The sequence below is a fragment of the Pedococcus badiiscoriae genome, assembly GCF_013408925.1.
GTDB classification, from domain to species: domain Bacteria; phylum Actinomycetota; class Actinomycetes; order Actinomycetales; family Dermatophilaceae; genus Pedococcus; species Pedococcus badiiscoriae.
On the sequence record NZ_JACCAB010000001.1, the window covers coordinates 3,101,781 to 3,124,941 of the forward strand.

Sequence of the window (23,161 nt, forward strand, 5' to 3'; positions counted from 1 at the left end):
CGGCGCAGGCGGCTCGACCCACCGCTACTAGGCTCGCTGGCATGACGTTCGAGCCCGCTGCCGAACCCGCCTCCCAGCCCGGTTCGGAGCCCGTTGCGAAGCCCGTCTCGGCACCCGGCGTCGTCGTGACGGAGGTGCGCGTCCTCGAAGGTCCCAACCTCTACTTCGCCAAGCCCGCGATCAAGGTCAGCCTCGAGCTGCCCGGCTACCTCGCCGCCGACGCAGAGCTCCTGTCGGCTCTCGCAGCCCGCATCGGGCTGCGCAGCGCCCGTCCCGGCGCTCCCGGCACCGAACAGCGCCAGCGCTTCGTGATGCGTCTGGTCGAGCGCGGGGTGCGGTTGCTGGCCACCGCGAGCGGGACGACCCGCCTGGGGGTGCGTGTCCGGCCGGGCAGCACCCCGTCCAGTGTCGTGATGGCCTTCGTATGGCGCCGCCGCACCCGGGCGCGCGCGCTCGGCCTCGGGGTGGGTCCGGTGCTCGAGGCCTGGCTCCAGGGTGGCGACGTGATCGAGCGCGAGGGTGTGGCCATCGGGCAGACCGAACCGGGCGAGCGTCCCTCGATCCTGCGGCCGCGGATACCAGTGGCGTCGATCACCGGCACCAATGGCAAGACCACCACGACGCGGCTGCTGGGCCACATCGGGATGACCGCAGGCCTTCGCACGGCATGGTCATCCACTGATGGCGTCGTCGTGCAGGGCGAGATGGTCGAGGCAGGCGACTACTCCGGCCCCGCCGGTGCTCGGGCCGTGCTGTCGGCCCCCGGTGTTGAGCTGGGCATCCTCGAGACCGCTCGGGGCGGCATGCTGCTCAAGGGGATGGGCGTCAGCTCCAACGACGTCAGCGTCGTCACGAACGTCTCCGCCGACCACCTCGGCCTCCAGGGGATCGACACGGTCGACCAGCTGGCCGAGGTCAAGGCGATCGTCACCAAGGCCACCCGACCCCGTGGCTGGGTGGTGCTCAACGGCGAGGACCCCCGCGTCTGGGCGATGCGCAACGGCATCAAGGCCCGGCCGTGGGTGTTCACCCTGCGTTCCGACGCGCCGGCGATCCGGGAGTCCCTCGACAGCGGTGGCCGTGCGATCACCGTGCTCGACGGGTCGGTCACGGTCCTGGAGAACGGCCAGGACCCCGACCGGCTGGTCAGCATCCTCGACGTCCCGGCCACCCTGTCCGGGCTCTCGGAGCACAACATCGCCAACGCCCTCGCCGGCGCGGCTGCTGCTCTCGGCCTGGGCCTTCCCCGCGAGGCCGTCGTCACCGGACTGCGCACCTTCGCGCCGGACGACAAGCTCAACCCGGGTCGGATGAACACCTACACGCTGCGTCGCGACGACGGGTCGGCCATCACGGTCATCGTCGACCTCGCGCACAACGAGGCTGGGCTTGAGGCCCTCATGGATGTCGCCCACGGCCTCAAGGTCCCCGGTGGTCAGGTGCACCTGGGCCTCGGGCTGGCCGGGGACCGCACCGACGAGCTGCTCGAGTCGATCGGTGAGGTGGCAGGGCTGCGGGCCGACAGGGTCGTCGCGGCGCACAAGGCGCACTATCTGCGCGGGCGGACGATGGAGGACCTCGAGGCGCACCTGCGCACCGGCCTGGCGAGGGCCGGGGTCTCCGACATCGAGTCCTACGAGACCGAGCTCGGCGGCCTCCAGGCCCTGGTGCCGGGCGCCGCCGACGGCGACGTCGTAGCCCTCATGTGCCACGCCGAACGCGCTCAGGTGGCCTCCTGGCTGGCCCAGCAGGGAGCCACTGCGGACACGGCCGAGGACATCCGCGCCAAGGTGGTCGCGGCGCGGGGGGAGCACGAGTTCGAGAGCCAGATCGCCGCGTTGTGGGAGCTCGACGACGACCAGGCGCGGATCGACGCCGTCGCGCTGCTGCGCAGCCGGCGACCGTCCGACCCGCGGCTGGTGTTCGAGCACGCGAGCGCACTCGACGCTGCCGGCAAGGAACAGGACGCCATTCCGCTGTACCGGGAGGCCCTGGCCTCCGGCCTGAGGGAGCCGCAGCGCCACCGGGCACGCATCCAGCTGGCATCGAGCCTGCGGGTCGCAGGACAGCCGGAGCTGGCCTACTCGTTGCTCACCGAGCTCAGCGCCGAGCGGCCGGGCAGTGTGGCGGTCGAGGCCTTCCGGGCGCTGGCCGGTGTCGACAGCGGGCACGCCGAGTCAGCGGTCGCCGACCTGATCGAGGTGCTGCTGCACCACGCCGGTGACGAGGACACCCTCGCCTACCAGCGGGCCCTGTCCGCGTATGCCGCGGAGCTGCGCGGGCGCTGAGTCCGCCCGCGCGGCTCCGCGGGTGGCCGCCCCAGGTGTGGCCGGCTCAGCTGGTGGCCGGCTCAGCTGGTGGCCGGCTCGACCTCGGAGGCCTCGGCGGCAGCAGCCTCGTCGCCGGCGAGCTGCGCCTCGGACTGCATCTCGTCCGTGTCGAGGTCGGGATCGCCGATGCCCTCCTTGTTGTGGGCGCCGGCCTGGGCGTGCTTGGTCATCTGCTCGAGCTCCCCGAGCACCTCGGCGTGCTGGTCGACGCAGAGCACCACGACGTCACCCGGGTTGGCGCGCGCCATGCAGTGCCGCACTGCCTCGACCTCGTTGAGGACGATCTCCACCTGGCGGCAGCGCACGCCCTCCTTGCCGATCTCCGCCTTGGCTCCTTCGGCGATGAGGCCGGCCGTCTCGCCCGTGGGGCGGCCACGCTTGCGCTCGTCCTCACGGACCACGACGACGTCGAAGTGCCGCGCCGCGATGGCGCCCAGCTCGCGCATGTCGTCGTCACGTCGGTCACCGGCCGTGGACACCATGCCGATGCGCGACACCTTGCCGAGGTCGGACTGACCGGCCTTCTGGGCGGCGTAGCCGTCCACGAACTCGCCGAGCACGCGCATACCGGGGGCGTTGTGGCAGTAGTCGACGAACACGTCCACGTTGTGCACGTTGACGAGGTTCATCCGGCCGGGGGAGAGGTAGTAGCTCGTGGTGAAGGTGCGCAGGCCCTGGCGGATCTCGTGCAGCCCCGCCCCGGCGGCGAACGCCGCGCCGGCGGCCGCCATCGCGTTGGCGACGTTGAACTTCGCCGTGCCGCCGAACGTCGACGGCAGCAGGTGCGTCCACGCCAGCTGCATCGAGCGACGGCCGTGCTTGATGACGATCATGTCGCCGCGATCGGTGTGGTCGAGGACGACTGCACGACCGCCACGACGGCAGTAGTCCTCGATGAACTCGCGGACCTTGCTGCCGGGTGGCTGCAGCGAGAACCAGACGATGCCGCCGGAGCACTTGCGACGCATCTTGCGGACGAGCTCGTCGTCAGCGTTCAACACGGCGAAACCGTTGCGGGGCACGGCTTCCACGACGACGGCCTTGACGTCGGCGAGCTGCGCCAGGGTGTCGATGCCCTTCATACCCAGGTGGTCCGGAGCCACGTTGGTCACGACGGCGACGTCGTTGCGGTCGTAGCCGAGCCCCTCGCGCAGGATGCCGCCACGGGCGACCTCCATGACCGCGAAGTCGACTCGCGGGTTCTGCAGGACCATCCGCGCCGACCGGGGGCCGGAGGCGTCGGCCTTGTAGACCAGGCGTTCGTCGATGACGATGCCGTCGGTCGAGGTCATGCCGACCTTGTGCCCGATTCCCTTGAAGATGTGGGCGATCATCCGCGACGTCGTCGTCTTGCCGTTGGTCCCGGTGACGGCCACGATCGGCACGCGGGACGGCGAGCCGGGCGGGAACAGCAGGTCGACCACGGGCTTGGCGATGAACTGCGGCTCGCCCACGGTGGGGTGGGTGTGCATCCGGAAACCCGGCGCCGCGTTGACCTCGCAGATGGCGCCGCCGGTCTCACGGACCGGGGAGGCGATGTCGGGGCAGATGAAGTCGATGCCGGCCACGTCGAGCCCGATCATCCGGGCCGCCTCCTCGGCGATCTCCACGTTGTCGGGGTGGGCGTCGAAGGTCCGGTCGACGGAGATCCCGCCGGTGGACATGTTGCCGGTGAGGGCGAGCTTGACCATCTGGTCCTTCGGCGGCACGTCGTCGAGCTCGAAGCCCTGGTCACGCACCAGCCCGATCGCCGCGTCGTCGACCTTGATCCGGGTGAGCACCTTCTCGTGGCCCACACCGCGGCGTGGGTCGGCGTTGGTGATCTCCACGAGCTCGGCCACCGTGTGGCTGCCGTCCCCGATGACGTGGGCCGGCACGCGCTCCGCGATCGCCTGCATGCGTCCGCCCACGATGAGGCAGCGGTAGTCGCGGCCCGTGACGTGGGACTCGACGATGACCGAGCCGCGCCGGGACTCACCCTCGGCGATGTCGAAGCTCGCGCGGACCTGCTCCTCGGTCCTCAGGTCGAGGCACACGCCGCGACCGTGGTTGCCGTCCAGGGGCTTGACGACCACGGGGTAGCCGATCCGCTTGGCCGCGGCCACCGCACCGTCGGCCGTGCGCACGGTCTCCTGCTTGGGCACCGGGAGTCCCGCGGAGCCGAGCAGCCGGGTGGTCATGTCCTTGTCGCTGGCGATGTCCACCGCCAGCGCACCCGTCTTGGAGGTCATCGTGGCGCGGATGCGCTGGGCGTGGACGCCCTGGCCGAGCTGCACGAGCGAGGCCGCGTTGAGCCGGATGTAGGGGATGTCGCGCGAGACGGCCTCTTCGATGATCGCCGCGGTGGACGGGCCGAACGCCGTCCGCTGGGCCCGTCGCAGGAACTGGTCCAGCTCCTCACCGAAGTCGAAGCCCTCCTCCTGCTGAACCAGGTGGTTCACCAGCCGCACCGCGAGCGCACCCGCCGCCAGTCCGACCGCCTCGTCCGCGTAGTCGTAGATGACGTTGTAGACCCCGGGCCGCCCCTTGACCGCTCGGGTCTTGCCACGGCGCAGGTCGTGGCCGGCCTCCTGCTGGAGCTGCAGCGAGATGTGCTCGGCGACGTGCCCGAGCCAGGTGCCCTCCCGCATGCGCTCGATGAAGCCGCCCTTCACACCGCGGGAGCAGGTGTGGTTCTCGAGGTTGGGCAGGAGCTCCACGAGTCGGTCGGTGAACCCGTCCAGCGTGTCCGTCGGGTAGGCCTCGAGCACCCCCAGGTCGACGATGAGGTGGATCGCCGGGCTGTAGGACCAGACGTTCCCACCGCGGTAGACCCGGGACTCGATGATCGAGAGCTCGGGTGCAGCGGGACCGGTGGGCGTGGGGCGATCTGCCATGGGATCTCCTTGCGGGTCGGGCAGTGCGAGGCGGTGGGTCAGGCCTTGGCCGTCACGAGGGCCACCGCGACATCGGGGTGCTTCTCGACGAAGTCGACGAGGCGAACCTCGGAGAGGTCGAACGTAGCGCCTGCGGGGAGTGAATGCACCACAGCCCCGGAGACCATCAGAGGCGCACCGCGCCGGGCGTCCGGGGCATCGGACTCGGCCGCGCGACAGTCGAGGACGAACGCCACCCCGCTGCCGTGGACGGTGAAGACGCGGCGGTCGCGCACCTCGATCGCCGTGTCCTCGTCGATGCCCACGCCGATGAGGTGGGGCGACGCCGCGACCATGGACATGAGCCGGCCGTACCTCGACCGCTGCGCGAAGTGCTGGTCGATGATGACGCCGTCGATCAGTCCCAGGCCGGCGGTCAGCTGCCCGTACCGCTGCCGCGGCGTGACGCCCTCCTCGCCCATCGAGATCATGAACTGGCTCATGATCGAGGCTCCCGCAGAGGTCCCGCCGATGACGGTGCCGCGGTCGTGGGCCCGGGCGAGGGCGTCTCCGAGTGGGGTGCCGGGGAAGCGCTGGCTGAGCTTGAGCTGGCTGCCACCGCTCATGAAGATCCCGGTCGCCTGGTCGAGCAGGGCGACCAGCTCCTCGTCGTGGGCGGACGCGCGGCTGGGCGGGTTCACGACCTGGATGTCCGGCGCCCCCAGGCGCGTGAACACCTCGCGGTAGGACGCGACGACCTCGTTCTCGAACGACGACGCGGTGGGGATCAGGACGATCCGCGCGTGCCGACCGCCGGCGAGCCGGACGAACCGGCGCAGCACCGTCGCCTTGCCGACCCGGTCCTCCGCTCCGCCGATGATGAACAGGGTGGGGACCTTGCGGCCCTTGCGGGCCTGCGCGCTTGCCATTGCGTCAGCCTAGGAGTCAGGGGGTGGGGATCGGCGGAGCGGGGGTCGGCGTGCCGTCAGCCTCGTCCGCCTCCTCGATCTCCTCACGGGTGATCCCGAGCAGGTAGAGCACTGCGTCGAGGTAGGGCACGTTGACCGCGGTGTCGGCATGTTCGCGCACGACGGGCTTGGCGTTGAAGGCCACTCCCAGCCCCGCGGCCTCCAGCATGTCGAGGTCGTTGGCACCGTCGCCGATGGCGACCGTCCGGGACAGCGGCAGCCCCGCCTCAGCGGCGAATCGCCGCAGTGCTGCTGCCTTTCCGGCTCGGTCCACGATGTCCCCGACCAGCCGGCCGGTGAGTATGCCGTCACGCACCTCGAGCCGGTTGGCGTGGGCGTGGTCGATGTCGAGCTCGCGGGCGAGGTCCTCCACGATCTCGATGAAGCCGCCGGAGACGATGGCCACGGTGAAGCCCAGCCGCTTCAGGGTTCGGACGAGGGTGCGGGCGCCGGGGGTGAACTGGATGGCGGCGCGGACCTCTTCGAGCACCGTGACGGGCAGCCCCTCGAGGGCGGCGACCCGCTCGCGCAGGCTCTCGGCGAAGTCGAGCTCGCCGCGCATGGCGGCGGCCGTGACGGCAGCCACCTCCGCCTCGCGACCCGCGTGGCTGGCGAGCAGCTCGATGACCTCGTCCTGGATCAGCGTCGAGTCGACGTCCATGACCACCAGCCGGCGGCCGCGACGAGCCAGGCCGCCCGCAGCGACCGCGATGTCGAGGCTGTGCACGCTGGACTCGAGGGCGAGCTCGCGCCGGAGCCGGTCGACGTCGGCGCCCGAGACCTCGAACTCGACGGTCGTGACGGGGTAGCGGGAGAGTCGTCGGATGCGGTCGATGTTGGCCCCGTGAGAGGCGATTCGCGCGGTGATGGCAGCGACCCCACTGGCGCGCAGCGGCGAGCCGAGGACGACCACGGCAGCCCGGCCGGTGCGACGGCGGATGCTGTCGCCGGTGCCGACGTTGATCTTGACCGTCAGGTCGAGGTCGCGGCCCACGGAGTTCAGGACCGAGCCCAGGCGGTCCTCGGCGTCCCCGGCAGAGAGCAGCATCGCCAGGGTCAGGTGGCCGCGCACGACGACCTGCTCGAGGTCCATCACCTCGGCGCCGACGTCGGCGATCGCGTCGAAGAACGTGCTCGTGACGCCCGGTCGGTCCTCCCCGGAGATGGTCACGAGGAGCGTCTGCGTGGTCATCTCGGGCACCTCGTCACCCTATCGACGGTCGTCGAGGGCATCGGCGAGAGTCTCGCCATCCGGCCCAGCGGACCCGAGCATTCCCAGGTGTGACCCTGGAGGCGAAATGTAAAGAGCCGTATGAATATTGGTAGTCACATCTAGTCACAGGCGCTTACAGTCAAGATTTCCTATGGTGGTGCCCGCGGGGTGGGGTCGAACCGAAGGGGGATCCATGAAGCGCACCGTCACGGCTGCGGCCGCCGGGGTTGCCTTGGCCGAGCATCGGAGCTCAGGACTGATCCTCGGACTGTCCGTGGGCGCCATGTCACACCTCGGGGGTGGGTGGCTCCGTGGTCGAGCTGGCCGACGGAGACAGGGAGACCCATGACTCGGGCTGGCGGCCTTCACGGCTGGGCGAGGCAGCGCAGTCGGGGACGGCGGCCCGACCCTTCTCAGGTGGTTGAGGCGCCTGCGCGGAATCGGGTGCCGTCCATCGTCCCGCTGGTCCTCGTGATCCTGATGCCCTTCGTGCTGCCAGCCGTGTGGCTGTCGGGGGCTGTTCTGGTGGCAGTACTTCAGCCCCGCGGGTGGCGGGCCACGCTGGCCATGAGCCTCGGGGGCCTGTACCTACCGATGTGGGTCTACGCGCAGACGATCGATGGTGGGTTCCCTGCACCAGTGGGCTACCCGCTCGCAGCGCTATCACTGCTGGGTTGCTTCGTCGCCACACATCGCATCCTGAGTCGCTGACTCTTACTCCGCCCACCTGCCGGTCCGAGGGAGCAACATGCTGACGCGAAAGCGGCTCTCGACCGAGCTCTTCGTCTTGCTGACGCTGCTGACCGTGATGGTCGACGGCCCGGTGCTCATGGGTGGTGAGGCTGTGACCGACTCGGCGGTGCTCGTGTTTGCCGTGGGTTGGATCGTCGTGCGCGGGCTGTCGCTCCCCATCTCCGCGTTGTGGCGCCGCCACAACCCAGAGCATCCCTGGGAGAGACCATGACTCCGCCGACTCCGCCGACTCCACGGAGGGGGCAAGGCATGCTCCTCACGGTGGCCTGGCTCGTCGCGGCGGTCGCCGCGACCGCTGTCTACCCCTACGGAGGCGTGGCGCTGGCGCTGCTGGGTGCCGTGGTCCTGCGGTCCCGTTGGAAGCTGTTCGTGGCTGTGGCCATTCCCCTCCTCGCCGTCGCGCTGTTTCTTGCACCGGTGGGCGGTAGTGGAGCCGGCAGCAGCGGATCACTCGGCTGACCACACCCCGGGTATGACCTGACACCGATCCGGTGCGTCAACCAGCCAACGCGACGAGCGGTCGGAGTGGTCAGCCGCCGTGGTGGGCGTCGCGCCAGGCGACGAGGTCACGGATCGGGCCGAGGTCGTACTTCGGACCTCCGATGCCGACCGTGAACAGGCGCGTGCCCACGGCATAAAGGGACTCGGCGCCGGCGGCGTAGTCGCTGACGTCCTCGGGGAGGCGACCCGGCTTGGGGGAGACCCCGGACGACCGTTCGATCTCGGACGGGTCGCGGCCCAGCTTGGCGCACCAGTCGTCGAGGACCGCGTGCTTGTGGGCGATCGTGTCGGCGCCGCCGAAGCCGTGCCAGATGTTGGCGTGCTCCGCGACGATCTTGAGGGTCTTGCGTTCGCCCCCGCCGCCGATGAGGACGGGGATGTCCCGCGTCGGTGGGGGATTGAGCTTCGCCCAGCGGGACTTGATCAACGGCAGGTCGCGGGCGAGGTTGTCCAGCCGGCCACCGGCCGTCCCGAACTCGTAGCCGTACTCGTCGTAGTCCTTCTCGAACCACCCCGAGCCGATGCCGAGGATCAGCCGCCCACCGCTGATGTGGTCGACGGTGCGCGCCATGTCGGCGAGCAGCTGGGGGTTGCGGTAGCTGTTGCAGGTGACGAGGGCCCCGATCTCGACGCGCTCGGTGGCCTCGGCCCAGGCCCCGAGCATCGTCCAGCACTCGAAGTGCGCCCCGTCCCGCTCGCCGTAGAGCGGGTAGAAGTGATCCCAGTTGAAGACGACGTCGACGCCGATCTCCTCGGCCTCCGCAGCAGCCCGGCGGATCGAGGCGTACTCCGCGTGCTGCGGCTGCAGCTGGACCCCGATCCGGATCGGGCGGTCGGCGGCCGTCATGCCTTGACCTCCTGGAACTTGGCGATGACCGTGAGCCCGGACTCGGTGACCATGAACCCACGTTCCCTGTCATGGTCGAGGTCGACGCCGATCGTGGTGTCCTCGGGCACGATGACGCCCTTGTCGATGATGGCGCGCTTGATGACACAGCCGCGCCCGACCTCGACACCGTCGAGCAGCACGCTGTCGTCGATCGTCGTGCCGCTGTGGATGTGGCAGCGTGGCGACAGCACCGAGTTGGTGACCGTCGCTCCCGAGATGACCACGCCGGGAGAGACCGCCGAGTTGTGGGCCTCGCCGAACTTGCCGGCGGCGCCGTGCACGAGCTTGGCCGGCGGGAACGGCCCGTAGTCGGTGTAGATCGGCCAGTCGTAGTTGTAGAGGTTGAAGACGGGGTGGATCGAGACGAGGTCCATGTGGGCCTCCCAGTAGGAGTCCATCGTCCCGACATCGCGCCAGTAGGCCTGGTCACGCTCCGTGGAGCCAGGGATGACGTTGTCCTTGAAGTCGTAGACGTATCCGCGACCCTCGTCGACGAAGGCCGGGACGATGTCGCCGCCCATGTCGTGCTTGCTGCCCTCCCGGGTGTCGTCCCGGGTCACGGCCTCGACGAGGACGTCGGCGTCGAAGACGTAGTTGCCCATGGAGGCGAGGACCTCCCCGGGGGAGTCGGGCAGCCCCTTGGCGTCCTTGGGCTTCTCCTTGAAGGCGCCGATCTTGCGGTGGTCGGTCTCGTCGACCTCGATCACACCGAACTGGTCGGCCAGCGTGATGGGCTGGCGGATCGCAGCCACCGTGACCCCGGCGCCGGTCTCGATGTGCTGGGCGACCATCTGGGAGAAGTCCATGCGGTAGACGTGGTCGGCGCCGACGACCACGACGATGTCGGGCTTCTCGTCGTGGACGAGGTTGAGACTCTGGAAGATCGCATTCGCCGAACCGAGGTACCAGTTCTTGTCGATGCGCTGCTGCGCAGGCACCGGCGTGACGTAGTTGCCCAGCATGTTGGACATCCGCCAGGTCTTGGTGACGTGCCGATCGAGGCTGTGGGACTTGTACTGCGTCAGCACGACGACCTGGAGGTACCCGCTGTTGACCACGTTGCTCAGCGCGAAGTCGATGAGCCGGTAGATGCCCCCGAACGGGACGGCGGGTTTTGCTCGGTCGGCGGTCAGCGGCATGAGCCGCTTTCCCTCACCGCCGGCGAGGACGATGGCCAGCACTTTGGGTCCACCTGATCGATACGCCATGTGCCGACCCTAGGGAATCGGGCCCCTCGCGGCGACCCCTGTCCGCAAACGAGCCCACGCGGCTACGCTCGCCAAGGTGAGAGTCGACATCCTGACCAAGGAGTACCCGCCCAACATCTACGGCGGCGCGGGGGTCCACGTGGCCGAGCTGGTGCGCGCGCTGCGCGACCGTGGCGACATCGATGCGCGGGTCCGCGCGTTCGGCGAGCCCGTGTCCGAGGAGGGCACGACGGGGTATGCCGAGCTGCCCGAACTGGCCGCCGCGAACGCGGCCGTCCGGACGATGGGCGTCGACCTGGCCATGGCCGGTGACTGCGTCGGGGCGGACCTGGTGCACTCGCACACCTGGTACGCGAACTTCGGCGGCCACGTCGCGTCCCTGCTCGGCGGGATGCCCCACGTCGTGAGCGCCCACAGCCTCGAGCCGATGCGTCCGTGGAAGGCTGAGCAGCTCGGTGGCGGGTACCGCGTGTCGTCGTTCATGGAACGCACCGCCTACGAGGCCGCCGATGCCGTGATCGCCGTGAGCGAGGGAATGCGTCAGGACGTGCTGCGCAGCTATCCCTCGATCGACCCGGACCGGGTCAAGGTGGTCCACAACGGCATCGACTCCCAGCTGTGGCAGCGCCACCGCGACGACGACACGGTGCGCCGCCACGGCGTCGACCCGGAAGCCAAGTCGGTCATCTTCGTCGGCCGCATCACTCGGCAGAAGGGGCTGCCCTACCTGCTGAAGGCGGCCGCCAAGCTGCCGCCCGACGTGCAGCTGGTGCTCTGCGCGGGGGCGCCGGACACGCCCGAGATCATGGCCGAGGTCACCAGCCTCATGGACGAGCTCAAGGCGACGCGCGAGGGTGTCGTCTGGATCCCCGAGATGCTGCCCCGCGGGGAAGTCATCGCACTCCTCTCTGCGGCAACGGTTTTCGCCTGCCCGTCGATCTACGAGCCACTGGGCATCGTCAACCTCGAGGCGATGGCGTGTGAGCTCCCCGTGGTTGCCACCGCGACGGGCGGCATTCCGGAGGTCGTCGTCGACGGCGAGACCGGCTGGTTGGTGCCGATCGACCAGAAGCAGGACGGCAGCGGCATACCCCTGGACCCGGACAGGTTCGTCGCGGACCTGGCCGCCGCACTGACGGAGGCTGTCAGTGACCCCGCGCGGGCGGACGCGATGGGGCTGGCCGGGCGCAAACGGGCCGTCGACGCGTTCTCCTGGGCGACCATCGGGGAGCGGACCAACCAGGTCTACCTCGAGGTGCTGCGGCAGCGGGCGCTCACCTCGGCCTAGGGCCTCGGCCCAGGACATCGAGCAGTCAGGCCGGTCGCCAGCCCGCCAGGACGGCGCACGCGGCGTTGGTCGCGTCGGCGAGGGCGCGTTCCGAAGCCCGCTGCAGTCGCTGCAGGACGCGCTGCCTCGACCCCGACTCGGTGGCGGTGAGGGCCCCGTCGCCGGCCGCCAGGGCGACGTCGACCACCGAGACGATGGTCCCGGCAAGGGCGATGACCCGCGCCGGGCGGCCGGGCAGCCCCGGAGGCAGCCCCCACCGACCGCCCAGCGCGGCGTCAGCGAGCTCCCGGGCGGCACCCGCCCCGAACGGCTGGCCGCCGATCGCGTCGACGGCCTCCGTGGCGGCACGGATCTCCTCGCGCAGGTGCCGCTCGAGCTGGGAGGCCTCGAGCGCCTCCACGCGATGTCGCGGCACGGGGTCCGCGTCGTATGCCGTCCAGTCCACCCGGGTGCCGACGTCGGGCCCCGACCCCCTGCCAGGCTCACGCCCCGCCGCACTGTCTGCCCCGTACGTCGAGATCGTGGGCACGAGGACGCCCCCCAGTGCGGGCACGAAGACGCACTCACCGCTCGCGGCCGCGGCGCCCTGCGCGTCAGGGGAGGCGCCCGGCATACCCACCAGGTCACCGGGGGCGGGCAGGGCGACGAGCAGCGCCTGCTCGCCGAGGTCGTGCCACAGGCCGAGGCGGTCCAGGTCGCCGGCGACGTGGTCGATGTCGGGCAAGGCCTGGGCGATCGAGCTCTCCAGCGGGGAGCCCGTCGCCCACGCATGCGTCGTCCACAGCGAAAGCCGCACGGACGCAGGGAGTTCGGGCATCCCGCCAGCCTAAGCCGATAGGGTCCGTACCCATGAGTGACGTCCTTGAGTTCGCCGGAGTGAGCGTCGTCCGGGGTCAGGCGACCCTGCTCGACGACGTCTCCTGGGAGGTCGAGGAAGGGCAGCGCTGGGTCATCCTCGGCCCGAACGGCGCCGGCAAGACGACGCTGCTCCAGCTCGCCGCAGCACGGATGCATCCCACGCGAGGCGTCGCCGGGGTGCTGGGAGAGGTGCTCGGGGCGGTCGACGTGTTCGAGCTGCGACCGCGCATCGGGCTGGCCTCCGCGGCCCTGGCCGAGCGGATCCCGGGCGACGAGATCGTGCACAACGTGGTCGTGACGGCGTCCTACGGGGTCGTGGGTCGGTGGCGCGAGAGCTACGAGACGTTCGACCACGCCCGCGCAGCGGACCTGCTGGTCGCGCTCGGCGCCGACCACCTGGCCGACCGCACCTACGGCACCCTGTCCGAGGGGGAGCGCAAGCGGGTCCAGATCGCGCGGGCCCTGATGACCGACCCAGAGCTGATGCTGCTCGACGAACCAGCCGCCGGGCTCGACCTCGGCGGACGTGAGGACCTCGTCCGCCGGCTGGGGGTCCTGGCCGGCGACCTCGAGGCGCCGGCGCTCATCCTCGTGACGCACCACGTGGAGGAGATCCCGCCCAACTTCACCGACGTCCTGCTGCTGCGCGAAGGGCGCATCGTCGCGCAGGGCCCGGTCGAGATCACGCTGACGGAGGCCAACCTCTCGGCCACCTTCGGGATGCCGCTGGAGCTCGAGCGGCGAGGGGATCGGTGGACGGCGCGACTGCGCATCGACGAGGGAACGCCGGGACCGCTCCCTTCGTCCTAGAGTTACCTGACCACTGAGAGGGAGGGGCGTCATGGACTGGTTCGCGGAGAACCCGTGGCTCGCGTGGCTGGGGTTGGCCCTGGTCCTGGCTGCCATCGAGGCCGCCACCGTGAGCTTCGTGTTCCTCATGCTGGCCGGGGGCGCGGTCGCCGCAGCGGCCGCCTCGGCCCTGGGGGTGCCCTTCGCGGGGCAGGTCGTCGTCGCCGTCATCGTCGCGGGGCTGCTCCTGCTGGTCGTGCGACCCGTCATCACCCGCAGGTTCATGGTGGCCGAGGCCAGTCACGGGATCGGCGCGCCCGGTCTCGTCGGCCGCAGCGGACGGGTGCTGCAGGCTGTCACCGCGACCGACGGTCGCGTCAAGGTGGGCGGGGAGACCTGGTCCGCACGCACGCCGCAGGGCGGCGACACATGCCAGCCCGGCCAAGAGGTCCGGGTTGTCGCAATCGAGGGGGCCACCGTGATCGTCACAGGCGTCACGGCGGGTCAGAAAACGGAGTAGACGTGGACGGCATTGGAGCGGGCTTCATCGTCCTGCTGGTCCTGGTTGCCTTTGCGCTGATCGTGCTCTTCCGCACGGTGCGCATCGTGCCCCAGCAGACTGCCCTGATCATCGAGCGGCTCGGCCGCTACTCGCGCACGCTCGAGGGGGGCATCCACTTCCTGGTGCCGTTCGTCGACAAGGTGCGGGCCAACGTCGACCTGCGCGAGCAGGTCGTGTCGTTCCCGCCGCAGCCGGTGATCACCTCGGACAACCTGGTCGTCAACATCGACACGGTCATCTACTACTCGGTCATCGACGCGAAGTCGGCCGTGTACGAGATCGCCAACTTCATCCAGGGCATCGAGCAGCTCACGGTCACCACCTTGCGCAACGTCATCGGCTCGCTCGACCTCGAGCAGACGCTGACCAGCCGTGACCAGATCAACGCCCAGCTGCGCGGGGTCCTCGACGAGGCGACCGGCAAGTGGGGCATCCGCGTCAACCGCGTCGAGCTCAAGGCCATCGACCCGCCGCACTCCGTGCAGGAGTCGATGGAGAAGCAGATGAAGGCCGAGCGCGAGCGGCGTGCCCAGATCCTCTATGCGGAGGGCACCAAGCAGTCCGCGATCCTCACCGCCGAGGGTGAGAAGCAGAGCCAGATCCTGCGCGCCGAGGGCTCGGCCCAGGCCCGCATCCTCGAGGCACAGGGCCAGGCCCGCGCCATCCAGCAGGTCTTCGACGCGATCCACCGTGGCAAGCCGACCCAGAAGCTGCTTGCCTACCAGTACCTCCAGGTCCTGCCGCAGATCGCTCGCGGCGACGCCAACAAGATGTGGATCATCCCGAGCGAGCTCACCGACGCGCTCAAGGGCATCGGTGGCATGCTCGGCCGCGGCGAGGGTGGCGGCCCGTTCAGCGGCGGGGACGAGGACGGTGGCTGGGTCGATCCCGGGCCGCTGAAGGACGCCTTCGACGAGACCCAGCTCGAGGACCCCATGCAGGCCCTCGCCGAGGCGCGGGGCATGGCAGGGAAGGCCAGCCAGGAGGCCACTGAGCACGCCGCACCGGTGAAGCGGGTCCAGCCGCCGATGCCTCGGCCGGCTGACGCCGTGCCCGAGTTCGAGCCACCGACGGCGCCGACACCCCCCGCCACCGAACCCATTCCGCCGATGGAGTCCGAGGACCCGAACCGGCCGCCGGCCTGACCCGAGCGCACCCGCGGTATGCCGCCCTCTCACCTCTTGGGTTCAAGGGTGAGCGGGCGGCATACCTGTGTCCGGGCGGCGGCGATGGCGTCGCTAGGGTGACGTCGTGTCCGTTCTCGAAGCCCTGGGGATCTTCGTCGCCGGGCTTGCGGCGGGGACGATCAACACGGTGGTCGGGTCGGGCACCCTCATCACGTTCCCCACCCTGCTCTTCTTCGGGTACCCGCCGGTCGTGGCCAACGTGTCCAACACGGTCGGCCTGGTGGCCGGGGGAGTGACGGCCGTGCACGGCTACCGGGCCGAGCTCGCCGGCGCGGGCAGGATGCTGCGACGGCTCGCGCCCGCCTCCCTGCTCGGCGGGGTCATCGGTGCCGTGCTGCTGCTGGTGCTGCCCGCGAAGGCGTTCCAGGCGATCGTGCCGGTCCTCATCGGTCTGGGACTGGTGCTCGTCGTCCTCGGCCCCCGGTTGCAGGCCCGGGCGGCCGCGCGCCACGAGGCCGGGATCGCGCCCGCGCCCTGGCACGCCGCGGCGCTCGTCGGAGGAGTCCTGGTCGCCGGTGTCTACGGCGGCTACTTCGGTGCCGCCCAGGGCGTGATCCTGATGGGCCTGCTGAGCGCCCTGTCCACGGAGCCCCTCCAGCGGCTCAACGGGTTCAAGAACGTCCTGGCCACCATCGTCAACGCGGTCGCCGCCATCACCTTCATGCTGGTGGCCTGGGGCCGCATCGACTGGCTGGTGGCGGTGCTCATCGGGCTGGGCGCCTTCGCCGGCGGCATCGTCGGGGCCAAGGTGGGACGACGGCTTCCGCCGCTGGCGCTGCGCGCGGTCATCATCGTGGTCGGCCTCGTGGGGATCATCAAGATCGTCTGGTTCGGCTGATGCACTGGACCCCGGTCCTGCTCCTGGGCCTTGCCCTGTTCGCCGGTGCCTTCGTGCAGTCGTCCATCGGGTTCGGCATGGCGGTGGTGGCAGCGCCCTTCCTCGTGCTGTTCGCCCCCGCCCTGATGCCGGGAGCCCTCCTGGTGACCAGCTTCAGCCTGCCGGTGGTCCAGCTCCTGCACGGGCCTCGCGATGTCGAGTGGCGGTCGCTCTCGTGGGCCCTCGCGGCTCGGCTGCTGGTCATGCCGCTGGGGGTCGCGGCCGTGGCCCTGCTGTCGGTTCGCGCGATCTCGGTGGTCACCGGGGTGCTGATCCTGCTCACCGTGGCTGCGTCGGTCTCGGCCCTGGGCGTCCGCACCACGCCGGTGAGCTCCGCCGTGGCAGGGGCGATCGCGGGCTTCTCGGGGACCGCCGCGTCGATCGGCGGTCCCTTCTTCGCGCTCGTCCTGCAGCACGAGCGTCCCACTCGGCTGCGGGCCACCCTGTCGGTCTTCTTCCTGGTGGGCGCCGCCATGGCGGTCGCGGGACTGAGCGTGGCGGGCAAGTTCACCACGGACCAGCTCGTGGCCGGCATCGCCTGGATCCCGTTCATGGCCCTCGGGTATGCCGCCGCGGCACCGGCGCGTGCCCGGCTGGACCATGACCGGCTGCGCCGGGCGGTGCTCGCGTTCTGTGTGCTCGCCAGCGTCAGCGTGATCGTGCGCGCCCTCGTGTCCTGAGTGATCTAGCCTGCTCGGCGTGCCCATCGCCATCACCAGCGCCGACGACGACCGCCTGACCGACTACGTCTCGCTCACCGACGTCGCGCTGCGGCGCCGGACCGAACCCGCACGGGGGCTCTACATCGCGGAGTCGGAGAAGGTCATCCGGCGGGCGCTGGGGGCCGGGCACCGTCCACGCAGCTACCTCATGGCACAGCGCTGGCTGACCGACCTCGCCGACCTGGTCGACGCGGCCGAGTCGGACGGCATCCCGGTCTACGTCGGCGAGCACGACGTCATCGAGCGGCTCACGGGGTTCCACCTGCATCGCGGCGCACTGGCCTCGATGCACCGGCCCGAGCTGCCGACGGTGGCCGGTCTCGTTGCGGGCGCGCGGCGGGTGCTCGTGCTCGAGGACATCGTGGACCACACCAACGTCGGGGCCGTCTTCCGCTCGGCTGCCGCGCTCGGGGTGGATGCCGTGCTGGTGACTCCCCGGTGCGCGGATCCGTTGTACCGCAGGTCGATCCGCGTCTCGATGGGCACGGTGTTCCAGGTGCCGTGGACCCGTATCGACCCCTGGCCGGGCGGAATCGCCGACCTGAAGGCCGCCGGCTTCACGGTGGCCACGCTGGCCCTGGCCGACGACGCAGTGAGTCTCGACGAGCTCGCCGCCGCCCCGCCCGAGCGGCTTGCCCTCGTGCTCGGCACCGAGGGCGACGGGTTGTCCCACCACACACTCGACGCGGCCGACCTCACCGTGACCATCCCGATGGCGGGCGGCGTGGACTCCCTCAACGTGGCGGCGGCCGGCGCGGTGGCCGCGTGGGCGCTGCGTCCCAGGCCGTAGCGGCCCACTGGTCGACGAGGTGGGGCAGCGCAAGCGCACGGGCCCGCCGCGTCACGAACGAGGCACGGTAGGGAGACGAAGCCGCGACTTCGCCAGCCAGCGGCCCGAGCCGAGCCCTATGGTCCAAGCATGGACCGGGTGCGCGGGAGGGTCGTTCGGGTGGTCACGGTGCTGCTCGCCGTCGCCAGCGTGCCCGGCTGGTGCGTTGCGGTGTTCTTCGTCGGGTGGTTCTGGGCGGGCGCCCGGCACGGGCAGACGTGCGACCGGGTGCACCAGGCCTGGTGCACCCCCGGCTACGGGATGCCGCAGTACGTCGTCGTCGCGGTCCTCGTCAGCCTGTCGTCCCTCGCGGTGCTGGCCGCCGTCGTCCTCGGCCGTGGGAGGCGTCGGACCTGGGTCGGGCTGTCCGTCGGCGCTTCGGTCGCCGCGTTCCTCGTGGTCGCCGCCGCGCAGCCGGCGCTGGGCGGCGTCGTCCCGGGCTGGTGGTTTGCGGCCTGACCTGACACGGCGTCCTGTCAGCTGACGAGGCGCTCCAGCAGGTCCCGCAGCTCGCTCGCCGGGTCGGCGGTCAGGCCACCGTGCACCGGGCCCGGCTGGACCACCGTGCTGCGGGGGGCGCTGAGCCACCCGAACCGCCGCCCGAGGGCACCCAGGCTCGGCAGTCCGCCCCCGGTGACCCCACGGCATACCTGGCAGATCGTCTCCAGCGCGCCGTCGACGTCGTCGAGGTCGAGCTGGGGTGCGAAGGCCCGCAGCCGCGCAGGGTCGACCCGGTAGGCCGCTTCGAGGAAGTCAGCGCCCTGGCTGTACAGGACGAGGCCGACGTTGAGGAACTCCTCCCGCTCCACGCGCGGGACGCAGCGGAGCACGACGTACTGGTAGCCGTGGACGGTCATGAGCGGTCCTTCGGGAGCCATGCCGACGGGTTCGCGAGGCGGGCAAGGAGGTGGTCGACGTATGCCGCGCGCACGGCCTCGGGGTTTTCGAGCCCGGGTGCCTGCTCGAGCCAGCCGTCGGGCACGGCGTCGACGACACGACGCAGGAGATCGCTCGTGATGCCGGGGGAGAGCCGTTCGTGGGCGGCGCCGGGACTGGAGGCGACGTCACGCAGGACGTGGGTGGTGGCGTCGAAGGGCTGGACGGCGAACCGCTGGGGATCGGCACCCCGGCTCGGCCACCCGTGGTGGAAGTACAACGCCGCACCGTGGTCGATGAGCCACGGGTTCCGGTGCCAGACAAGGAGGTTGGGGTTGCTCCAGGTGCGGTCGACATTGGCCGTGAAGGCGTCGAGCCACACGATGTCTGCTGCGGTGTCGGGGGCGGGCGGACGCGACCCGTCATACCCGAACGAACCCGGCAGGAAGTCGATCCCGAGGTTGAGGCCGAGGCTGGCCGTGAGCAGGTCCTGCACTTCCTCGTCCGCCTCGTACTTGGCGATGGGCGCCTGGAGGTCCACGACGGTCATCCGGGGCACGTTGAGGCCCAGAGCCCGCGCGAGCTCCCCGACGAGCACCTCGGCGACCAGGACCTTGAGGCCCTGCCCCGCACCGCGGAACTTCACCACGTAGGTGCCGAAGTCGTCCGCCTCGACGATGCCGGGCAGCGACCCCCCTTCTCGCAGGGGGGTGACATACCGCGTGGCGGTGACCTGGTCGAGCACGTCGCCCAGCCTAGGGCGCGGCGAGCACCGCCTGGGTCAGGTGGCGCTCAGGAGTCGCCGACGGTGAGGGCGGCCGCCTCGAGAGGACGTTCCTCGTCCACCGTGTGCGTGGCGTGCTCGCGGTCCACCGCCGTGATCTGGCGTCGGGCCGTGAGCAGGACCAGGACGGCGAGGACGACCGCGCCGGACCCGACCCAGAACGGTGCGTGGATCGAGCGTTCGCCGAGCTTGCCGGCGAGCCAGGGGGCGACGGCGCCGCCCCCGAACCGCACGAAGCTGTAGGCGGCCGAGGCCACGCCCCGTTCGACCGGGGAGACCTTCATGACGGTCTCGGTGATGAGGGTGTTGTTGATCCCCAGGAAGGCGCCGGCGAGGATGACGCCGACCACGAGGACCGGCTTGTGGTCGGTGCCGACGGCCATGACCGCGAGGATGACGGCGAAGCCGAGCAGGGCGCCCACCACGCCGGGCAGGGTCCCGAACCTGCGCTGCAGCCGGGGAGCCACGACCACCGAGGTGAAGGCCAGCAGGAGGCCCCAGCCGAAGAAGATCAGGCCCACCGCGTGCGCGCCCATCCCGAGCGGGAACGGCGTGAAGGCGAGCAGCGTGAAGAAGCCGAAGTTGTAGAGCAGGGCGGTGAGGCCGACGGTGAGCAGCCCGCGGTGCGACAAGGCCCGTAGCGGTGCGGTGATGCTGCTGCGTCGGCCGGACGGCGGGGTGGCCGGCAGGGTCGTCAGGATCGCGACGAGGGCCACCGCCATGAGTGCCGACACTCCCCAGAACGGCCAGCGCCAGGAGTGCCCACCCAGCCAGCCGCCGAGCAGCGGGCCGGTGGCGATGCCGACTCCCAGTGCCGCCTCGTAGAGGACGATCGCCTGGCCGACGGAACCGCGAGCGGCACTGACGATCGTGGCCAGGGCGGTGGCGATGAACAGGGCGTTGCCCAGCCCCCAGACGGCGCGGAAGGCGACGATGCCGCCGATCGAGTCCTGGGCGCCCGCGAGACCCGCCCCGACGATGATGACCAGCAGCCCGAGGAGCAGGGTCCGCTTGGCCCCTGCACGGCTGGACACCCAGCCCGTCAGGAGCATCGCGACGCCCATCACGGCCATGTAGCTCGTGAACAGCAGGGAGACCTGGGATGCGCTGGCCCCGAGGTCGTCGGCGATGGGCTTGAGGATGGGGTCGACCAGCCCGATGCCCATGAACGCGATGACGCAGGCGAAGGCGACGGACCAGACGGTTTTGGGTTGGCGCCACATGGTGGGGTCTCAGGCTTCTTTCTGTCGGGGTTCAGGCGTGGAGGCAGGGGAGGGGGATGGGGCGGCGGCCCGCTCGAGCAGGTCGTCGAGTGCTGCCACGGCCACCGCGAGCCGCTCCAGGGCCGGACCGTCGAGCTGGTCGAACGCGGGGGAGAGTGCCTTGATCCGGGCCTGTCGCGCCCGGTCGAGGGCGTCGCGGCCGGCCGCTGTGAGCGAGACGAGATGGGCTCTGGCGTCCGCCGGGTCGACGACGCGCTCGGCCCAGCCCTCGCTCTCCAGGCGCTGGAGCTGGGCACTCATGGTGGGCTGGCTGCAGTGGTCCGCTGCGGCGAGCGCGCTCACGCGTGTCGGGCTGAGCTCCTCGACGAGGGCCAGCAGTCGAGCCTGGCCCATGGGAATGTCGAAGGAGGCGTTGCGCGAGGCCCACCGCGTCAGGCGGGCGGCTGACCGCAGGACGCTGTTCCCCAGTTCGTCGGCCGACGTCACCAGACCAGATTACATAGGGAACCTATGTAATGCAATCCAGACTTCTTCTGCGGATCCCCGCGGGCAGGTGGTCACGGCGCCAGGCAGGTGGCGTGGTTGAGGGCGGCGATGACCGCCTGACGCCAGCTCAGGCCAGAGGCCGCAGTGCGGCAGGACGCCCCGCCGCAGTCGCACTGCCAGCGCCACGTGCCGGCACCGACTCGGTGCACGTGAGGGTGGTGGTGGGCCGTGTCCGGCCGGATGTGGTGTCGCGTCTGCATGGTGACTGCCCCCCTCGGACCCGCCGCCCCGTGGCAGGTCCTGTCTTCCAAGAGGGCTGGCCGGCTTTGGTGATACGTCCCGGCCTTGGGGATACGTCGCGGACCGCCGTGGGCGCTGCCACCGCGGTGGCGGGTCAGCGCAGTGCTCGCACCGTCTCCAGCGTGTCGGCTTCGTCGGCGCTCTTGTCGTCGCGGTAGCGCAGGACCCGCGCGAACCGCAGCGCCATGCCACCGGGGTACCGCGACGAGGTCTGGATGCCGTCGAACGCGATCTCGACCACCTGCTCGGGACGCACCCGCACGACGTAACCCTCGGTCCCGCCCACCGCCAGCTCGGTGAACCGCTCGGTCTGCCACGCGAGCATCTCGTCGGTCATGCCCTTGAACGTCTTGCCCAGCATCACGAAACCGCCGGTGTCCGGATCGCGTGCGCCGAGGTGGATGTTGGACAGCCACCCCTGGCGCCGACCGCTGCCCCACTCGACGGCGAGCACGACCAGGTCGAGCGTGTGCCTCGGCTTCACCTTGACCCAGCCGGCACCGCGACGCCCCGCGGCATAGGGCGCGGAGGGCGACTTCACCACGACACCCTCGTGCCCGTCGCGCACCAGCTGCTCGAAGAACGCCGTGGCCTCGCCAGGGGTGGCAGCGGTGATGCGGGGCACGAGCGACGGGGCTGGGACCAGCTCGGCGAGCCGGGCGAACCGGGCGGCGGCAGGCAGCTCGAGCAGGTCATGACCGTCGACGTGGAGCAGGTCGAAGAAGTACGGGGTGACGGGAACCCGGGCCCGCAGCTCGGCGACCCCGGTGCTGCTCATCGTGCGAGAGGCGGTCTCCTGGAACGGACGGGGACGCCCAGCTCCATCGAGCGCGATGGCCTCGCCATCGATGACGACGGTCTCGACCGGCAGCGCGAGGACTGCCTCGACGACCTCGGGCAGCCGCTCCGTGATGTCGTCGAGAGACCGCGTGAACAGGCGCACCTCGTCGCCGTCGCGGTGGGCCTGGAGCCGGATCCCGTCGAGCTTGCCGTCGACGACGACCCCGGCCGTGGTGTCGCCCACCTGCTCCCACGCCGCGTCGACGTCGGGAGCGGACGCGGCGAGCATGGGCCGCATCGGTCGGCCGACCTCGAGGCGGATCGCGGCGAGGGCGTCGCTGCCTCCCGCCAGGGCGGCCTCGGCCACCGGGCCGGCATGCCCGGCGAGCATCACCGCGCGCCTGACCTCGGCCTCGGGGAGACCGGCGGCCGAGGCGATCGCCGCGAGCATCACGCCGTCGAGGGCGCCCTGCCTGACCTGCCCGGTCACGAGCGCACGCAGGTACTCCTGTTCGGGGGCGGTCAGCCGGGCGAACAGGGCGACGACCGCTGCCGCGCGGGCTGCCCCCGACCCCGAGCCCGAGATGACGCCGATCGCAGTGAGGGCGGCGTCGACCTCGGCGACCGTCACCGTGGCCGACAGCGCCGGCTCGGGCAGCGTGGACAGCCCGCGCCAGCTCACCCCCACGCGCCGTTGCGGCAGCACCCCCGACAAGTATGCCGCGACCGTCGCCGCGTCCTGGGGGCCGGCCGCGCGCAGAGCATCGGCCACGGCAGCCGTCTTGGCCAGCCGGGACCGCGTGGCGGTGGCAGCCTGCGAGGCGGCGACGACGTCGGCGAGGAGCACGGGGCCAACGCTAACCGTGACCGCCGACAACTCGCC

The 23,161-nt window shown here is 70.9% G+C and carries 22 protein-coding genes; 11 read left to right on the forward strand and 11 right to left on the reverse strand.

Going from position 1 to position 23,161, the window contains the following annotated elements; translation table 11 throughout:
* Nucleotides 1-41: 41 nt before the first annotated feature.
* Nucleotides 42-2,288, forward strand: a complete 2,247-nt coding sequence (locus BJ986_RS14625; RefSeq protein ID WP_179422849.1) for a tetratricopeptide repeat protein — start codon at nucleotides 42-44, stop codon at nucleotides 2,286-2,288.
* A 62-nt stretch (nucleotides 2,289-2,350) separates the two neighbouring features.
* Here the strand turns inward: BJ986_RS14625 and cphA are convergent, their stop codons facing one another.
* The 3 genes from cphA to serB are packed head-to-tail and all read right to left on the reverse strand — an operon-like array spanning nucleotide 2,351 to nucleotide 7,345.
* Nucleotides 2,351-5,206, reverse strand: coding sequence for a cyanophycin synthetase (gene cphA / locus BJ986_RS14630; RefSeq protein ID WP_179422851.1), 2,856 nt, complete (start codon nucleotides 5,204-5,206; stop codon nucleotides 2,351-2,353).
* A gap of 38 nt (nucleotides 5,207-5,244) precedes the next feature.
* Nucleotides 5,245-6,114 carry a cyanophycinase gene (locus BJ986_RS14635; protein ID WP_179422853.1) on the reverse strand — a complete coding sequence of 290 codons (870 nt, stop codon included), beginning with the start codon at nucleotides 6,112-6,114 and terminating at the stop codon, nucleotides 5,245-5,247.
* Between the two features lie 16 nt (nucleotides 6,115-6,130).
* Entirely contained in the window at nucleotides 6,131-7,345 is a 1,215-nt protein-coding gene (serB, locus tag BJ986_RS14640; RefSeq protein ID WP_179422855.1) for a phosphoserine phosphatase SerB, read from the reverse strand.
* Nucleotides 7,346-8,114: 769 nt separating this feature from the next.
* Between serB and BJ986_RS14645 the strand changes: the two genes are divergently transcribed.
* A complete protein-coding gene (locus tag BJ986_RS14645; protein ID WP_179422857.1) occupies nucleotides 8,115-8,330 on the forward strand; it encodes a hypothetical protein in 216 nt (71 codons plus the stop codon).
* A 38-nt stretch (nucleotides 8,331-8,368) separates the two neighbouring features.
* Complete coding sequence (locus tag BJ986_RS14650) at nucleotides 8,369-8,578, forward strand: hypothetical protein (protein ID WP_179422859.1); 210 nt, start codon at nucleotides 8,369-8,371, stop codon at nucleotides 8,576-8,578.
* Nucleotides 8,579-8,648: 70 nt separating this feature from the next.
* Here BJ986_RS14650 and BJ986_RS14655 read toward each other — a convergent pair whose 3' ends face one another.
* Both BJ986_RS14655 and glgC read right to left on the reverse strand, forming a co-directional pair.
* Nucleotides 8,649-9,467 carry an LLM class F420-dependent oxidoreductase gene (locus BJ986_RS14655; RefSeq protein WP_179422861.1) on the reverse strand — a complete coding sequence of 273 codons (819 nt, stop codon included), beginning with the start codon at nucleotides 9,465-9,467 and terminating at the stop codon, nucleotides 8,649-8,651.
* Complete coding sequence (gene glgC, locus BJ986_RS14660; RefSeq protein WP_179422863.1) at nucleotides 9,464-10,717, reverse strand: glucose-1-phosphate adenylyltransferase; 1,254 nt, start codon at nucleotides 10,715-10,717, stop codon at nucleotides 9,464-9,466. Before glgC ends, BJ986_RS14655 begins: the two co-directional genes overlap by 4 nt.
* A 76-nt stretch (nucleotides 10,718-10,793) precedes the next feature.
* On the opposite strand from glgC, the gene glgA reads away from it, so the two are divergent.
* Nucleotides 10,794-12,005: a glycogen synthase gene (gene glgA / locus BJ986_RS14665; protein ID WP_179422865.1), complete on the forward strand. Its 1,212-nt coding sequence runs from the start codon at nucleotides 10,794-10,796 to the stop codon at nucleotides 12,003-12,005.
* 25 nt (nucleotides 12,006-12,030) lie between these two features.
* Here the strand turns inward: glgA and BJ986_RS14670 are convergent, their stop codons facing one another.
* A complete protein-coding gene (locus BJ986_RS14670; RefSeq protein ID WP_179422867.1) occupies nucleotides 12,031-12,822 on the reverse strand; it encodes a hypothetical protein in 792 nt (263 codons plus the stop codon).
* Between the two features lie 32 nt (nucleotides 12,823-12,854).
* Between BJ986_RS14670 and BJ986_RS14675 the strand changes: the two genes are divergently transcribed.
* From BJ986_RS14675 to BJ986_RS14705, 7 genes are all read left to right on the forward strand, one after another.
* Nucleotides 12,855-13,673 (forward strand): ABC transporter ATP-binding protein, encoded by an 819-nt coding sequence (locus tag BJ986_RS14675; protein WP_179422869.1) that lies wholly within the window; start codon nucleotides 12,855-12,857, stop codon nucleotides 13,671-13,673.
* A gap of 31 nt (nucleotides 13,674-13,704) precedes the next feature.
* Complete coding sequence (locus tag BJ986_RS14680; RefSeq protein ID WP_179422871.1) at nucleotides 13,705-14,172, forward strand: NfeD family protein; 468 nt, start codon at nucleotides 13,705-13,707, stop codon at nucleotides 14,170-14,172.
* Nucleotides 14,173-14,183: 11 nt separating this feature from the next.
* Entirely contained in the window at nucleotides 14,184-15,359 is a 1,176-nt protein-coding gene (locus BJ986_RS14685) for an SPFH domain-containing protein (RefSeq protein ID WP_337795458.1), read from the forward strand.
* 106 nt (nucleotides 15,360-15,465) lie between these two features.
* Complete coding sequence (locus BJ986_RS14690) at nucleotides 15,466-16,239, forward strand: TSUP family transporter (protein WP_179422875.1); 774 nt, start codon at nucleotides 15,466-15,468, stop codon at nucleotides 16,237-16,239.
* Nucleotides 16,239-16,958 carry a sulfite exporter TauE/SafE family protein gene (locus BJ986_RS14695; RefSeq protein WP_179422877.1) on the forward strand — a complete coding sequence of 240 codons (720 nt, stop codon included), beginning with the start codon at nucleotides 16,239-16,241 and terminating at the stop codon, nucleotides 16,956-16,958. The genes BJ986_RS14690 and BJ986_RS14695 overlap by 1 nt, the downstream gene beginning before the upstream one ends.
* Nucleotides 16,959-16,977: 19 nt before the next feature.
* Nucleotides 16,978-17,790, forward strand: coding sequence for a TrmH family RNA methyltransferase (locus tag BJ986_RS14700; RefSeq protein WP_179422879.1), 813 nt, complete (start codon nucleotides 16,978-16,980; stop codon nucleotides 17,788-17,790).
* A gap of 129 nt (nucleotides 17,791-17,919) precedes the next feature.
* The gene (locus BJ986_RS14705; protein ID WP_179422881.1) at nucleotides 17,920-18,288 is read left to right on the forward strand and encodes a hypothetical protein; all 369 of its coding nucleotides are present in this window, start codon (nucleotides 17,920-17,922) and stop codon (nucleotides 18,286-18,288) included.
* Between the two features lie 17 nt (nucleotides 18,289-18,305).
* Here BJ986_RS14705 and BJ986_RS14710 read toward each other — a convergent pair whose 3' ends face one another.
* From BJ986_RS14710 to BJ986_RS14730, 5 genes are all read right to left on the reverse strand, one after another.
* On the reverse strand, nucleotides 18,306-18,686 hold the full coding sequence (locus BJ986_RS14710) for a DUF3037 domain-containing protein (protein ID WP_179422883.1): 381 nt from the start codon (nucleotides 18,684-18,686) through the stop codon (nucleotides 18,306-18,308).
* Nucleotides 18,683-19,450 carry a HipA family kinase gene (locus BJ986_RS14715; protein ID WP_179422885.1) on the reverse strand — a complete coding sequence of 256 codons (768 nt, stop codon included), beginning with the start codon at nucleotides 19,448-19,450 and terminating at the stop codon, nucleotides 18,683-18,685. The genes BJ986_RS14710 and BJ986_RS14715 overlap by 4 nt, the downstream gene beginning before the upstream one ends.
* A 47-nt stretch (nucleotides 19,451-19,497) precedes the next feature.
* Nucleotides 19,498-20,712 carry an MFS transporter gene (locus BJ986_RS14720; RefSeq protein ID WP_179422887.1) on the reverse strand — a complete coding sequence of 405 codons (1,215 nt, stop codon included), beginning with the start codon at nucleotides 20,710-20,712 and terminating at the stop codon, nucleotides 19,498-19,500.
* A gap of 9 nt (nucleotides 20,713-20,721) precedes the next feature.
* Nucleotides 20,722-21,198, reverse strand: coding sequence for a MarR family winged helix-turn-helix transcriptional regulator (locus BJ986_RS14725; RefSeq protein WP_337795371.1), 477 nt, complete (start codon nucleotides 21,196-21,198; stop codon nucleotides 20,722-20,724).
* A 394-nt stretch (nucleotides 21,199-21,592) separates the two neighbouring features.
* Complete coding sequence (locus BJ986_RS14730; protein WP_337795372.1) at nucleotides 21,593-23,125, reverse strand: ATP-dependent DNA ligase; 1,533 nt, start codon at nucleotides 23,123-23,125, stop codon at nucleotides 21,593-21,595.
* Nucleotides 23,126-23,161 lie beyond the last annotated feature (36 nt).

Bases quoted from the DNA above. Each gene is read 5' to 3' on its own strand.
- BJ986_RS14625 (WP_179422849.1), top strand. From the start codon at position 42: ATGACGTTCGAGCCCGCTGCCGAACCCGCCTCCCAGCCCGGTTCGGAG.
- cphA (WP_179422851.1), bottom strand. From the start codon at position 5,206: ATGGCAGATCGCCCCACGCCCACCGGTCCCGCTGCACCCGAGCTCTCG.
- BJ986_RS14635 (WP_179422853.1), bottom strand. From the start codon at position 6,114: ATGGCAAGCGCGCAGGCCCGCAAGGGCCGCAAGGTCCCCACCCTGTTC.
- serB (WP_179422855.1), bottom strand. From the start codon at position 7,345: ATGACCACGCAGACGCTCCTCGTGACCATCTCCGGGGAGGACCGACCG.
- BJ986_RS14645 (WP_179422857.1), top strand. From the start codon at position 8,115: ATGCTGACGCGAAAGCGGCTCTCGACCGAGCTCTTCGTCTTGCTGACG.
- BJ986_RS14650 (WP_179422859.1), top strand. From the start codon at position 8,369: ATGCTCCTCACGGTGGCCTGGCTCGTCGCGGCGGTCGCCGCGACCGCT.
- BJ986_RS14655 (WP_179422861.1), bottom strand. From the start codon at position 9,467: ATGACGGCCGCCGACCGCCCGATCCGGATCGGGGTCCAGCTGCAGCCG.
- glgC (WP_179422863.1), bottom strand. From the start codon at position 10,717: ATGGCGTATCGATCAGGTGGACCCAAAGTGCTGGCCATCGTCCTCGCC.
- BJ986_RS14670 (WP_179422867.1), bottom strand. From the start codon at position 12,822: ATGCCCGAACTCCCTGCGTCCGTGCGGCTTTCGCTGTGGACGACGCAT.
- BJ986_RS14675 (WP_179422869.1), top strand. From the start codon at position 12,855: ATGAGTGACGTCCTTGAGTTCGCCGGAGTGAGCGTCGTCCGGGGTCAG.
- BJ986_RS14680 (WP_179422871.1), top strand. From the start codon at position 13,705: ATGGACTGGTTCGCGGAGAACCCGTGGCTCGCGTGGCTGGGGTTGGCC.
- BJ986_RS14695 (WP_179422877.1), top strand. From the start codon at position 16,239: ATGCACTGGACCCCGGTCCTGCTCCTGGGCCTTGCCCTGTTCGCCGGT.
- BJ986_RS14705 (WP_179422881.1), top strand. From the start codon at position 17,920: ATGGACCGGGTGCGCGGGAGGGTCGTTCGGGTGGTCACGGTGCTGCTC.
- BJ986_RS14710 (WP_179422883.1), bottom strand. From the start codon at position 18,686: ATGACCGTCCACGGCTACCAGTACGTCGTGCTCCGCTGCGTCCCGCGC.
- BJ986_RS14720 (WP_179422887.1), bottom strand. From the start codon at position 20,712: ATGTGGCGCCAACCCAAAACCGTCTGGTCCGTCGCCTTCGCCTGCGTC.